The 11,823-nt window shown below is 58.5% G+C and carries 14 protein-coding genes, 1 tRNA gene and 1 pseudogene; 3 read left to right on the top strand and 13 right to left on the bottom strand.

Features of this window, described 5'->3' with window-relative positions; all coding sequences use genetic code 11:
* Positions 1-42: 42 nt before the first annotated feature.
* A complete protein-coding gene (locus B3187_RS03170; RefSeq protein ID WP_286804549.1) occupies positions 43-1,002 on the bottom strand; it encodes a helix-turn-helix transcriptional regulator in 960 nt (319 codons plus the stop codon).
* Positions 1,003-1,156: 154 nt separating this feature from the next.
* Here B3187_RS03170 and B3187_RS03165 point away from each other — a divergent pair, with 154 nt between their 5' ends.
* Positions 1,157-1,780 carry a glutathione S-transferase family protein gene (locus tag B3187_RS03165; RefSeq protein ID WP_286804548.1) on the top strand — a complete coding sequence of 208 codons (624 nt, stop codon included), beginning with the start codon at positions 1,157-1,159 and terminating at the stop codon, positions 1,778-1,780.
* A gap of 46 nt (positions 1,781-1,826) precedes the next feature.
* Here B3187_RS03165 and B3187_RS03160 read toward each other — a convergent pair whose 3' ends face one another.
* From B3187_RS03160 to gltX, 7 genes are all read right to left on the bottom strand, one after another.
* Positions 1,827-2,756, bottom strand: a complete 930-nt coding sequence (locus B3187_RS03160; RefSeq protein WP_286804547.1) for a YihY/virulence factor BrkB family protein — start codon at positions 2,754-2,756, stop codon at positions 1,827-1,829.
* Positions 2,757-2,971: 215 nt separating this feature from the next.
* Positions 2,972-3,493, bottom strand: a complete 522-nt coding sequence (locus B3187_RS03155) for a GNAT family N-acetyltransferase (protein WP_286804546.1) — start codon at positions 3,491-3,493, stop codon at positions 2,972-2,974.
* 76 nt (positions 3,494-3,569) lie between these two features.
* Positions 3,570-4,622 carry a Kelch repeat-containing protein gene (locus B3187_RS03150; RefSeq protein ID WP_286804545.1) on the bottom strand — a complete coding sequence of 351 codons (1,053 nt, stop codon included), beginning with the start codon at positions 4,620-4,622 and terminating at the stop codon, positions 3,570-3,572.
* A gap of 178 nt (positions 4,623-4,800) precedes the next feature.
* Positions 4,801-5,106, bottom strand: a complete 306-nt coding sequence (locus B3187_RS03145) for a helix-turn-helix domain-containing protein (protein ID WP_286804544.1) — start codon at positions 5,104-5,106, stop codon at positions 4,801-4,803.
* Positions 5,099-5,413: a transcriptional regulator gene (locus B3187_RS03140; protein ID WP_024459740.1), complete on the bottom strand. Its 315-nt coding sequence runs from the start codon at positions 5,411-5,413 to the stop codon at positions 5,099-5,101. Before B3187_RS03140 ends, B3187_RS03145 begins: the two co-directional genes overlap by 8 nt.
* 364 nt (positions 5,414-5,777) lie before the next feature.
* Positions 5,778-5,853, bottom strand: a tRNA-Ala gene (locus B3187_RS03135).
* A 107-nt stretch (positions 5,854-5,960) separates the two neighbouring features.
* Complete coding sequence (gene gltX / locus B3187_RS03130) at positions 5,961-7,472, bottom strand: glutamate--tRNA ligase (RefSeq protein WP_286804543.1); 1,512 nt, start codon at positions 7,470-7,472, stop codon at positions 5,961-5,963.
* Between the two features lie 166 nt (positions 7,473-7,638).
* Between gltX and B3187_RS03125 the strand changes: the two genes are divergently transcribed.
* Both B3187_RS03125 and B3187_RS03120 read left to right on the top strand, forming a co-directional pair.
* Complete coding sequence (locus B3187_RS03125; protein ID WP_286804542.1) at positions 7,639-8,178, top strand: rhodanese-like domain-containing protein; 540 nt, start codon at positions 7,639-7,641, stop codon at positions 8,176-8,178.
* 6 nt (positions 8,179-8,184) lie between these two features.
* Positions 8,185-9,015, top strand: coding sequence for a sulfite exporter TauE/SafE family protein (locus tag B3187_RS03120; RefSeq protein WP_286804541.1), 831 nt, complete (start codon positions 8,185-8,187; stop codon positions 9,013-9,015).
* 75 nt (positions 9,016-9,090) lie between these two features.
* On the opposite strand, the gene B3187_RS03115 is transcribed toward B3187_RS03120, so the two are convergent.
* The 5 genes and pseudogenes from B3187_RS03115 to acnA form a co-directional block, all read right to left on the bottom strand.
* Complete coding sequence (locus B3187_RS03115; RefSeq protein WP_123637012.1) at positions 9,091-9,984, bottom strand: class I SAM-dependent methyltransferase; 894 nt, start codon at positions 9,982-9,984, stop codon at positions 9,091-9,093.
* A 32-nt stretch (positions 9,985-10,016) separates the two neighbouring features.
* Positions 10,017-10,463 (bottom strand): molybdopterin synthase catalytic subunit MoaE, encoded by a 447-nt coding sequence (gene moaE / locus B3187_RS03110; RefSeq protein WP_024459735.1) that lies wholly within the window; start codon positions 10,461-10,463, stop codon positions 10,017-10,019.
* Position 10,464: 1 nt separating this feature from the next.
* A complete protein-coding gene (gene moaD / locus B3187_RS03105; protein ID WP_024459734.1) occupies positions 10,465-10,713 on the bottom strand; it encodes a molybdopterin converting factor subunit 1 in 249 nt (82 codons plus the stop codon).
* Positions 10,710-11,204 carry a cyclic pyranopterin monophosphate synthase MoaC gene (moaC, locus tag B3187_RS03100; protein WP_024459733.1) on the bottom strand — a complete coding sequence of 165 codons (495 nt, stop codon included), beginning with the start codon at positions 11,202-11,204 and terminating at the stop codon, positions 10,710-10,712. The genes moaD and moaC overlap by 4 nt, the downstream gene beginning before the upstream one ends.
* Positions 11,205-11,296: 92 nt before the next feature.
* Positions 11,297-11,823: pseudogene (acnA, locus tag B3187_RS03095) on the bottom strand (aconitate hydratase); the annotation flags it as partial.

Here is an 11,823-nt window from a genome sequence, read left to right as displayed (position 1 = left end):
GCCAGAATCACTATGCCACTACAATTACCGACAAAATGCCGCTTAAACAGCGAGCAGCAACCGCTGAATATGCTTATTGAGTGCCGCCTTCAACTCATCGGGTGATTGAATAACAAAGCCAAAAGGCAGCTGGGCCAACCACCAGGCAAACCAGTGATAACTGTCCGTACTGGTGGTCATCAACACGCCATTCTCCTGCTGTTCAAACATGCCCTCCATGTCGCTCGTGCAGGTCGTGGCTGTAATCATGTAATCTGTCACCGAATTCATGTCGGTGTAAAGCAAGACACTGACCGGAAAACGCCAGGTAGCTTTGTACAGACTTTCCTGAAGGTGGCGGGCGGCGTCAAAACTGGCCGGACGCACAAAGCGCTCCTCAGCCCGCGTAATGTCGGACAACCGATCAAGCCGAAACGAACGCAGTGCCTGGCGCAGGTGGCAGAATCCGCCAACATACCAATTACCAGCCCAGAACACCAAGCCATAAGGATCGAACCGGCGCTGCATCGTTTCACCCTGCGGCGAGCGGTAAATCATGTCGACCATTTCACAGGTCTGTGTCGCCTGAGTCAGCTCCAGCAGTTGGTGATGATTGGACGCGCGGCGCGAGGGGATCAACTGAATGGTGTTATCCATCGCCTGTACTTGGGCTTTCAGGTTCGCCGGCATGACGCGCTCCAACTTGGCGTGCACGCTGGCCAGCGCCACATCATCCTCCAAGAGATTGTGTTCGCGCACCGCCAGAAGCGCGAGAGTGATCACCCGAACTTCCGATTCGGTAAACATCAACGGCGGAAGCTTGAACCCCGGCACCAGACGGTAGCCACCATAGCGCCCTTGCTCGGTGGTCACGGGAATACCTAGATCCTCCAGCACAGTGATATAGCGCCTGACCGTGCGCCGGTCCACGCCCAAGCGCTCGGCGATTTCCGCGCCGGAAAGCTGGCCCCGAGCCTGGAGTAACTCCAGCAGTGCCAGTACCCGCGTCGTCGGTCCCGCCATCGGTTCACTCCATTCGAAATAAAAACCAATGATCGCGCATAACTAGGACGGATTCTAGCCTATTACGCCAATAACATGGCTTTGGTGGCGCTGCAGCGGCCGAAATTCAACCTGAATGTAACGTGTAAGCAACCCAAACCAAGGAGCAAACCCCATGAGCATGATGACCCTGTACACCAACCCTCAATCCCGGGGCCGAGTCGTTCGCTGGATGCTGGAAGAAATCGGCCAGCCCTATGATGTGAAAGTCATGACCTTCGGTGGTGACATCAAATCCCCGGAGTACCTCAAGCTCAATCCCATGGGCAAGGTGCCTACCCTGACTCATAAGGGCACGGTGATCACCGAGGTGGCGGCTATTTGCGCCTACCTGGCCGAGCAATTTCCGGAGGCGGGCTTGGCACCGGCGCTCGATAGCCCCGAGCGCGGCAGCTACCATCGCTGGCTGTTTTTTGTCGCGGGCCCGTTCGAAATGGCATCCAGCGCCAAGGCCTATAACTGGGAAATTACCGATGAAATGGCCCAGGCCGTTGGCTGCGGCCATATTCAGGATACCCTCAATGCGATCGAACAGACCCTGACCAAACAGCCCTACCTGTGCGGTGACCGGTTCACCACGGCCGACCTCCTGATGGCGAGCTACATTGGATGGGAAACTATGATGAAAGTGCTGGAGCCAAACCCGGTGTTTGCCCAATACGTGGAACGCTGCGAGAGTCGAGAAGCCGCGAGGCGCGCCGATAAACTGGACAATGCCTTGATGGAGAAGATTGCCTAAAGGTCATTGAGTGGGCGGCCCGGCACCGTCATGGTGCCGGGACTTACTACACCTCGTCGATCAATTGCCGATGCACACACACTGCCGTGTTTCTCGGTCGAACCGTCAACCCCCTGCCTTCGAGGTGCGCACGGGTAAACGCCGCCCCGAACAGTAGAATCATGGAGGAATAGTTAACCCAGAGCAGAAGCAACGCCAGAGAGCCTGCAGCACCATAAGCCGATGCCGTGGCCGTATAGGCCAGGTAGATGGCGATCAGGGAGCGGCCCGCCGTGAACAGTAAGGCAGTGATAAACGCGCCGAGCAGAACGTCTCGCCAAGTCAGCAACACGTCGGGCAGGATCTTGAACATGGCCGCAAACAGCACCGTCACCACAAACAGTGATAGCGACAGCTCCATACCCACCATCGCCCAACCCGGCACCGGTAGCCACTCCTCTGCAAACGCCATAATGGTACGCATGGCCACAGACAACAGTAGTGAGACCAACAGGACGAACCCGATAGCAAGAATAATGGTCAGCGACAATAACCGGCTCTTGATAAAGATCCACAAGCTACTTCTCGAAGGCCTCGGTGCGACGCTCCAGATCCCATTCAGGGACTGCTGCATCTGGGCGAAAACCGTGGTGGCCCCCAGTATGGTGGCGACGATCCCGATCAGCGCCGGCCAGATACCACTCTGGTCAATCTGAGAATTGACCACGGCCGTCTGAACCACCCCGGCCGCTTCCGGACCAATCGTCCCCTCCAGTTGTTCAAAGAGCTGCCCCTGGACCGCCCTCTCCCCGATCACCAGCCCGACTATCATGACGACCACCACCAGGACCGGCGCAATGGAAAAAACGGTGAAAAACGCCAGTGCGGCGGCATAGATGAAGGCCTGGCTGCCCAGCCAATACTGGATCGCGGCAAGGAAGATGCCGAGCCAGTGTTTTACGGGAGCGGGAAGCTTGTCCTGAAGAGTCAAATCCATGGTACGGGGAACCTTTGCCTTTAAATCAGTATTGAGAAGTTACCACATAGTATAGGCGCTCGCCGACCCGGAACGCAGCCCGACCGTCACGAAGCGACATGCCCCGCTCCCATAAAAAATGGGGCTGCGGCAATTATTCTATTCCTTTACGTCTCTCCAGACCTAAATAATAAGCGATACCTGATGCCCCGTGTCGACGCAACGTCAAGTGGCAATCACGTTCTTCTTTCGTAATGTTCAAGCACTCGCCTTTCGCCAGTAACATCCATAGACACCGTCCCCATATGCTGGAAGCCGATATTGAGGATGACACGCCCTGAGGGGCGATTTTCTTTCAGGTGTCTGGCATAAATCAGTGGCAACCCGAACTCTTTCAGTCCGAACTCGACTAGAGCGCCCGCGGCCTCGGTACAATACCCGTTACCCCAGTATGGAAACCCAATCCAGTAACCGAGATTGCCGTCGGCAGCTGTGAGTTCGGTTAGACTCACTGTCCCGATCAGTTCTGACGTTTCCGAAAGAGTGACCGCGTAAACAATTGCTTCGCCACGCGAGAACGAGACAGCCTGAGAAGCTATCCAGCTCTCCGCCATACCGTCTTTATAGGGATACGGTATATTGGCCGTCATTTCTGATACTCGACGGTCGCCAGCCAACTCCTGGACTCGGGGAGCGTCTGTCAATGAAAATGGCCGTAGCGTCAATCGTTTGGTATGAAGTGTTGGCTGCGTTTCCATGAGGCATCGCTCTCGCTGTTTCCACGGGGCACAAACCGCCCACGTAATTGGCTAATGACTGAGTGTGTACGAATACCTACTCACCCATCTCCATAACCCAATGATCATTCAACTCAGGACCGCCACCACGATTTTCGCTGCCCGCGACAATATGCAGCTCCCCATTAAACAGCGTGGCCTGGGTCCCGTGGCGCCCAACCGGTAAAGGCGGCAGGCTGAGCCATTCCCCAGTTTCCGGGTTGTACGCCTCCACTTCGCGGTGGGCCTCCACTTGGCTGGTGCTCTCGCCACCCAAGACCACCAACAATCCATTAAAGGCCACCGTTGCCGTACCGGCACGCTCGGTGGGCAAAGGCGCTTCCAGCGTGTGCCAGCGCTGGTTTGCAATGTCGTACACATCGACGGGCGCAACGGTGAGCGACATGCTTTCGCCCGTGTCGTGGGATGAGGTTCGCCCTCCGGCTGCGTAAATATGTCCATCAATCACCGCAGCATGAAAGTGATCTCGGGAATGCGGGGTGTCAGGCAGTTGCGTCCAACGTCCAGTTTCTGGATCAAACACATCCACCCAAGGGACATAGCCGCTCATATGGCCGCGCGTGTTTCCACCCACCAGGTAAATCAGCCCTTCATGCAACACAACGCCGCTGCCACCGCGCCGACGATCGGCGGGGATTTCTGGCCCCTCCGACCAAGCGTCAGTGGCGGGGTCGTAAATCAGAATATTGGCCAGCGGGGGCTCTTCTGGAAAACCACCGGTCATGGCGCCCAGCACGTAGAGCTTTTCGTCGTATTCGATGGCCTGCATATGGTGAATTTCAAACGGCGGTTTGGCGCCCTGGCTCCAGCTTCCCGTGGCCGGATCAAAAATATCCAAAGGCCGTTCACCTCGGCCGCCGACCAAATACAAGTGTTCTCCCACCGCCACAAAACCGTTTTCGTGGCGTGCACTGGGTGGCGTATTTGCTTTGTGCTGCCGCCATTGCACTGAGGCAATGTCGGGGTTTTGTGGGCTAGTGGTTTGAGCGCTGCAAGCTGCAAGCACAAAGAACGCAGCACCCATTGCGGCAGATGAAACGAGTTTTGTGACTGCGCACTGGGTTTTGATTGAGGGATTGAACAATGGCATAGCTTACGACTCCTGTTGCAATTCTTTGAGCACAATTTTTTTATAATGAAACCGGGGGAACTACAAACCTTGACGTATAGACTTCAAGGAATGCTGAGTCAGGCTAACGTCCACATATACGGCACCCGGCACAGGGAGGTGTCCGGCTCTTGAAACGCGCGTATATATAATTTGCCTGCTAGCCTGCCTCTTTTATTAAGGACTCTGTAATGACTTCAGGGTGCCTAAAGGCAATTTGAATGAGAGCTTGGGCGGCGCCTGAAGGTTTTCGACGCCCTTGCTCCCATTCCTGAAGAGTGCGAGGAGATATATGCAGAGCTTCTGCAAACTGTGACTGGGAAAGCCCGGTTTTACTACGAGCCGCCGCCACTTCATTTGGTGAAACCTGCGTTGTTCGTGCTGCTTTACCCGCCTTCATTTCATTCACGGACTGTAGAAGCTTTTTGCCTAGCTCCTCCCCGGTCATGGTAGGTTGCTTAGCCATTTTCAATTACCTCTCGGATGGATTTCAGCAAGTGCGCCGGGATATTACCGCGAACACTCTTTGCGTAAATCACCAGTAACCACAATTCACCGCTTTCCAGACGAGTGAAGTAAATAACCCGTACACCGCCACTTTTCCCAGTGCCTTGCCTACGCCAACGTACCTTCCGACAGCCACCGCTGGCCGGAATGACATCCCCAGCCTCGGGGTTTGCTGCCAACCAAGCACAAAATGCGCCCCGGTCTTCCTCAGACCACAGTTCTTTGGCGTCTTCCGTAAAGGTGGGGGTTTCTATAACGGTGTACATGGACCAAATATACGTCATTGACGTATGATCATCAAGGGCTAGGCTGACAGATGTTTATTGCGCCAGCACCTTTTGTCGCTTGAGAGGTAATTAGGATAGCCACTTGGGTGCCAACGGAGGGGCGAGGTGAACTCGTCCAGGGGCCGTCAAACAAAAAAACCACACCTTTCGGTGGGTGTTGCAGAGTTCGGAGACTGCGGAACGGCGGGATGCATGGCGCACATCCATGTGCGCCACCCTCCGGGCAGCTTCGCTGTGCCAATCGGCTATCCTGCCGATTGGTGAACCGCGTCAGCGATTCTCACCCGGCGGGGATCCGCCAAACAAAAAACCCCCGCACCTTTCGGTGCGAGGGTTTTGTGTTTGGTGGAGCCTAGCGGGATCGAACCGCTGACCTCAACACTGCCAGTGTTGCGCTCTCCCAGCTGAGCTAAGGCCCCAAAACTGCTTGTGCTTCGTTGGAAGCGGGGCGCATTGTAGCACCCCGCTCGGAGCTGTCAACAATAAATCGGCAAAAAAACCTAATTCTTTGATTATTAGGCAGTTTTTACGAATTCTCTGCTGACGCCTCCGCTTCCGTACCCAGCGCCTGGTAGGCCTTTTCCAGCTTTTTGAGCTGTTTTTTGCCCACTCCGCCAAGGACTTCGACGGCCTGGCGCAGTCTGGCGCGGCTCATGTCCGGGCCGAGCAGGACCATAGCGTCCATGACCGAGAAGGAGGCGGTGGTGCCGGCGATGGCGACGAACAGCGGGGCCAGGAAGTCTTTGACCTTGATTCCGGTGGCGTCGGCCAGGGATTTGAGCTCGGCGAAGATGGCGTCGCGCTCCCAGGTGCGCAGGGTTTCCATGCGCCAGACGGCGAACTGGAGGACCCTTTTCTGTTCGTCCAGCTCCAGTTTGTTGCCAGTGAAGTGGCTCTCGGTCAGGCCCAGGTTGCCGGAGGCCAGAAAGCTGACCAGGGGAGCGAAGTCGCCCAGGGTTTCCATGCGGGACTGGGCATGAGGCAGTACTTTGAGGAGGTTGTCCCGGTTGAGCGCCCAGGCCTGGAGGCGATCGGCCAGCTGTTCGGTGGAGAGGTCTTCCCGAATCCACAGGCCATTGAGCCAGGAAAGCTTTTCCACGTCGAAGATGGGGCCGCCCAGAGAGACGCGGTTGATGTCGAAGTGGGCCTGCATTTCCTCCAGGGTGAATTTCTCACGCTCATCGGGCATGGACCAGCCCATGCGGCCCAGGTAGTTGAGCAGGGCTTCGGGCAGGAATCCGGCACGCTGGTAGTAGAGGATGCTGGTGGGGTTTTTGCGTTTGCTGAGCTTGGATTTGTCCGGGTTGCGCAGCAGCGGCAGGTGGCACAGCACGGGGGCTTCCCAGCCGAAGTATTCGTACAGCTTAAGGTGTTTGGGGGCGGAGTTGATCCACTCTTCCCCGCGAATCACGTGGGTGATACCCATCAGGTGGTCGTCCACCACGTTGGCCAGGTGGTAGGTGGGCATGCCGTCGGCTTTGAGCAGTACCTGCATGTCCACCTGGGACCAGTCGATGTCGATCTCGCCGCGTAGCATGTCCTGCACTTTGCAGGTGCCCTCTTCCGGCACTTTCATGCGAATGACGTAGGGCTCGCCGGCGTCCAGGCGCTGTTTGACTTCCGCCTCGCTCAGCTTCAGGCCGCGACCGTCGTATTTGGGGGTTTCCCCGCGGGCCTGTTGCTCGGCACGCATCTGGTCCAGTTCTTCGGCGGTGGCGAAGCAGTAAAAGGCGTGGCCCTTTTCGATCAACTGTTCGGCGTAGCCCCGGTAGATGTCCATGCGCTCGCTCTGGCGGTAGGGACCGTGTTCGCCGCCCACGTCCGGGCCCTCATCCCACTCGATGCCCAGCCAGCGAAGGCTGTCCAGAATGGCCTGTTCGGATTCCGGGGTGCTGCGGGTCTGGTCGGTGTCTTCAATGCGCAGCAGGAACTGGCCGCCGTGCTGGCGGGCAAAGCACAGGTTGAACAGGGCAATGTAGGCGGTACCGACGTGGGGATCGCCCGTCGGTGAAGGCGCAATACGGGTGCGAACGGTCATAGAAAACTTCCGCGAGTTGGTGAACGTGAATGCGATATGGGCCGGCATTATACGTGAGCGGGGGCGGATCTGCGATGAATGCCGCACTCACTTAATTAGAGTTTACTAATTTACTGGAATTGCTTACCATGAGGTAATACTTTTTCAATCAAGAGATACCCACACGATGAGTGCAACCCGCGTAACGCCCCAACAACTGTTTGCCAACACCCGACCGGAGGAGCTGTGCATTCTGGACCTGCGCACCACCGCCGAGGTGGAGAACGAGCGGGTTCCCGGTGCCCTGCATATTCCCCTACAGGAGCTCAGCGCTGAGCGCCTGCAGGCCGAGCTGAGCCAGCGCGCTGGAGACAAGAGCACGGTTTACCTGCTGTGCCAGAGCGGTCGCCGGGCGGATATAGCGGTTGACAAGCTGGCGGGCAAGGTCGATTGCTCACTGTGCATTATCGACGGTGGTGTCAACGCCATGCGCCACGCCCCGGTGGAGCTTGAGCGTTCCGAGACGCCGCGCCGCGCGGTCTCGATCGAGCGTCAGGTACGGATTACCGCCGGACTGCTGATTCTCACCGGCGTGGTGCTGGGCTTTACCGTCAATCCGGGCTTTTTCTGGCTCTCGGGCGCGGTCGGTGCGGGCCTGACCTTTTCAGGCATCACCGATACCTGCGCCATGGCCAAAGTCCTGCTGCACATGCCCTGGAACCGGTAAGCTCCCATGTTCCTGCTGATCGGCGTACTCATTGGACTGGTACTGGGCCTGACCGGCGCAGGCGGTTCGGTGTTTGCGGTGCCGCTGCTGATTCTGCTCGGCGGGATGAGCGTCAACGGTGCGGTCGGCCTGTCGCTGGGGGCGGTGGCGATCAGCGCGCTGTATGGCAGCTTTCGCAGCTGGCACAGCGATCTGGTGCTCTGGCCACCCACCATCATTCTGGCGGTGACCGGTGCCCTAGTCGCGCCTCTGGGCAAGTGGCTGGGCAATCAGTTGCCCGACACCCTGCTGTTGGTCAGCTTCAATGTGCTGACTTTGATCATTGCGGTGCGCATGTGGCGCGACGCCCAGCGCAACCCGGAGCATGCCAATGTGGTCCGCGCCAGCAAGGCCGAACACCGGCGCCCGGAAATGCTGTGCATGTTGAGCCCCACCGGACAGTTTGAGCTTAAGCCGCGCTGCATTTCCGGGCTGGCGATTGGGGGCGCACTGGTGGGTTTGCTCTCCGGGGTGTTCGGTGTGGGCGGCGGCTTTCTGATCATTCCGCTACTGCTGTTTTTAAGCCGCATTTCCATGGTGCAGGCGGTTTCGATTTCCCTGCTGATCATCACCCTGATCAGCAGCTCGGGCTTTATCAGCCACTGGCTGTTCAGCGAACAGGCCGGCACCCCCATGGACTGGTCTCTGCTCGGCTGGCTGGCACTCGGCGGCGTGGGCGGCATGGTGGTGGGTCAACAGATCAGCCATCACATTGCCAACGCCCGCTTGCAGCAGGTGTTCGCCGTTGGCCTGGTGGTTCTGGCGCTGGTGGCACTGGCTTCCACCCTGATCCGCTGACCGCCCTTTCAGAAAACCACCCGCCCACAAAAAAGGGGCCGAAGCCCCTTTCTCCGTGCCCGTCTATCGACCGGCTTACTCTTCCGATTCGGGTTTGACGAACCGCAGAGTCATCCGGTCGCTCTCGCCAATGGCTTCATAGGAAGCGCGATTTTCATCACCCAGACGCAGTGAAGGCGGCAGGGTCCAGACGCCTTCCGGGTGATCCCGGGTATCTTTCGGGTTGGCGTTGATGTTGCTGCGGTCGTCCAGGGTCAGTCCAGCCGCTTCCGCCAAGGCAATGACCGCCGCTTCTGACACATAACCGGTGGTGGCGCTTTCCGAGGGGTCCGCCTCGTCGACGGCGCGATGTTGCACCACACCCAGCACGCCGCCAGGTTTGAGGACCTCGGCAAAGGCCTGGAACATGCCTTCAGCCTGCCCACCGTTGATCCAGCCGTGGACATTGCGGAAGGTCAGCACGAAGTCTGCGCTGCCCGGCTCGCCGAGCACGGGCGCCGAGGGGTCATAGAGCTGCACTTCGGCGTTGCCGTAGAACTCGGGCTGATCTTCAATGCGGGCCTGAATTTGCGCGGCCTGCCGGACCACGTAAGACGGCATGCCCTCCAGCTCGGGGTTCGGGGTGGCGGCGATGTATTGCCCGTCCTCATTGACGAAGGGGGCGATGATTTCCATGTACCAGCCGCCACCGGGATTGATTTCAATCACGGTGTCATCCCGCTCCACACCAAAGAAAAACAGGGTTTCTTCGGGATTGCGATAGCGGTCCCGGGCCCGATTGTCGTCGCTGCGGTGAGCGCTGGCCATGATTTCCAGGATGCTGGCGCCCGGCGCTGCCAAAGGAGCGCCTTCCGCGACGGTTGCTTCGGCTTCCGGTTCAGGGGTGGATGTCTGGGTTTCTTCCGCCTGCTCGCAAGCGGTCAGTGCCGTGGCGGCCGCCAGACAGGCGACCAATTTCAGGATTCTCATGGTTTGGCTCCGTTTATTATCGATTAAGGTATTCAACTCCAACGCGCGAGGGCGCGCAGGTCTTTGTCCCGGGCGTCGACCCAGACTGAGCCGTCCTCGGTGTCTTCGCGCTTCCAGAAAGGCGCCCGGTTTTTCAGGTAATCCATGATGAATTCTGCCGCCTCAAAGGAGGCATCCCGGTGGGCGCTGGTGACGCCGACGAACACAATCGCCTCCCCTAATACCAACGAACCAACCCGATGGATCACCCTCACCCGCCCCAGCGACCAGCGCTGGCGGGCATCGGCCAGGATCTGCTCCAGGGCCTTTTCGGTCATGCCCGGGTAGTGCTCCAGGGTCATACCGGTGACGGCGCGACCGTCATTGTGTGAACGCACCCGACCGACAAAAAATACCGCCGCGCCGGCATCCACATCATCGGCGGTGAGTTGGGCGTATTCATGGGCCACATCAAAGGGCGCGGTCTGGACGGATATCATGTCAGCCTCCGGTGACCGGTGGCATAAAGGCCACCTCATCGCCATCATGAACCGGATGGCCGGATTTCACCAGCGACTGGTTCACCGCAAAGAGCACGCCGGAGGCACTCAGGGGCTCCCGCCAGTCGGGATGCTCGGCCACCAGCCGCTCGCGCACCTTGGTGACACTGTCGCCCTCAACGGTTTCCAGCGTCAGCGAATCGCAGCCGAGCTGATCGCGCAAGCGGGCAAAAAACAGTATCTGAATCATGATTGTTTGGTCTCGTCTTCAGCGCGTACATAATGACCGCGACGGCCACCGGATTTTTCCAGCAGCGCGATATTTTCAATGACCATACTCAAATCGACGGCTTTACACATATCGTAGATGGTCAGGGCGGCCACGCTGGCGGCGGTCAGCGCTTCCATTTCCACGCCGGTCTGGCCGGACAGCTTGCAGTAGGTTTCGATCGCCACGCCCGCCGGTTCCTCCTGAAACGCAAATTCGACCCCCACTTTGCTCAGTGCCAGTGGGTGACAGAGGGGTACCAGGTTGGAACACTGCTTGGCCGCCTGAATGCCGGCAATGCGGGAGACCGCCAGCACGTCGCCTTTTTTCAGGCCATTTTCACGAATCAGCGCCAGGGTGGCGGGTTGCATCCGGACGAACGCGCTGGCCCGTGCCTCGCGCACGGTAGCGGGCTTGTCCGACACATCCACCATGCTGGCGCGCCCTTGATCGTCAGTGTGGGTCAAACTCATGGGAATCCTGTTGCGGTTCAAATCGTCCTTCATCATACCCGAAAAAAAGCGCCTCCCGTGAGTGGGTAGGCGCTTTGGGGTACTGCGTCCGCTTATTGGCTGGCGAGGTTACGCAACACGTAATGCAGAATGCCGCCGTTCTGGAAGTAGGCGAACTCGTTGGGGGTATCGATGCGCACTTTGGCCTTGAAGGTCTTGGCTTTGCCATCGGCCCCTTTGGCCGTCACTTCTACCTCTTTGGTGTCTGCCTGCACAGCGGGAATATCGAACGCCTCCTCACCGGTCAGCCCCAGGGACTCGACGGATTCGCCCTCGGCAAACTGGAGCGGCAGAATGCCCATGCCCACCAGGTTGGAGCGGTGAATGCGCTCGTAGCTTTCGGCAATGGCCGCACGCACACCGAGCAGTGACGGACCTTTCGCCGCCCAGTCCCGGGAGGAGCCGGAGCCGTATTCTTTACCCGCGAGCACCACCAGCGGTGTGCCGTCTTCGCGATAACGCTCGGCGGCATCGAAAATACTGATGACTTCGTTCTTGGGCAGGTAGGTGGTCCAGCTGCCCTCGGTGCCCGGCGCCATCTGGTTTTTCAGCCGCACGTTGGCGAAGGTGCCGCGCATCA

Origin of the sequence: Marinimicrobium sp. UBA4209, from assembly GCF_002381585.1 — a bacterium.
Taxonomy (GTDB): domain Bacteria; phylum Pseudomonadota; class Gammaproteobacteria; order Pseudomonadales; family Cellvibrionaceae; genus Marinimicrobium; species Marinimicrobium koreense.
The sequence above is the reverse complement of the archived record's forward strand: the minus strand, read 5'-3'. Positions and strand labels throughout refer to the sequence as shown.

Coding starts and splice junctions, on each gene's coding strand:
- B3187_RS03150 (WP_286804545.1), bottom strand. CDS start 4,622: ATGCCATTGTTCAATCCCTCAATCAAAACCCAGTGCGCAGTCACAAAA.
- B3187_RS03140 (WP_024459740.1), bottom strand. CDS start 5,413: ATGTACACCGTTATAGAAACCCCCACCTTTACGGAAGACGCCAAAGAA.
- moaD (WP_024459734.1), bottom strand. CDS start 10,713: ATGATTCAGATACTGTTTTTTGCCCGCTTGCGCGATCAGCTCGGCTGC.
- B3187_RS03145 (WP_286804544.1), bottom strand. CDS start 5,106: ATGGCTAAGCAACCTACCATGACCGGGGAGGAGCTAGGCAAAAAGCTT.
- B3187_RS03155 (WP_286804546.1), bottom strand. CDS start 3,493: ATGGAAACGCAGCCAACACTTCATACCAAACGATTGACGCTACGGCCA.
- B3187_RS03160 (WP_286804547.1), bottom strand. CDS start 2,756: ATGGATTTGACTCTTCAGGACAAGCTTCCCGCTCCCGTAAAACACTGG.
- moaC (WP_024459733.1), bottom strand. CDS start 11,204: ATGAGTTTGACCCACACTGACGATCAAGGGCGCGCCAGCATGGTGGAT.
- B3187_RS03170 (WP_286804549.1), bottom strand. CDS start 1,002: ATGGCGGGACCGACGACGCGGGTACTGGCACTGCTGGAGTTACTCCAG.
- B3187_RS03165 (WP_286804548.1), top strand. CDS start 1,157: ATGAGCATGATGACCCTGTACACCAACCCTCAATCCCGGGGCCGAGTC.
- moaE (WP_024459735.1), bottom strand. CDS start 10,463: ATGATATCCGTCCAGACCGCGCCCTTTGATGTGGCCCATGAATACGCC.
- gltX (WP_286804543.1), bottom strand. CDS start 7,472: ATGACCGTTCGCACCCGTATTGCGCCTTCACCGACGGGCGATCCCCAC.
- B3187_RS03120 (WP_286804541.1), top strand. CDS start 8,185: ATGTTCCTGCTGATCGGCGTACTCATTGGACTGGTACTGGGCCTGACC.
- B3187_RS03115 (WP_123637012.1), bottom strand. CDS start 9,984: ATGAGAATCCTGAAATTGGTCGCCTGTCTGGCGGCCGCCACGGCACTG.
- B3187_RS03125 (WP_286804542.1), top strand. CDS start 7,639: ATGAGTGCAACCCGCGTAACGCCCCAACAACTGTTTGCCAACACCCGA.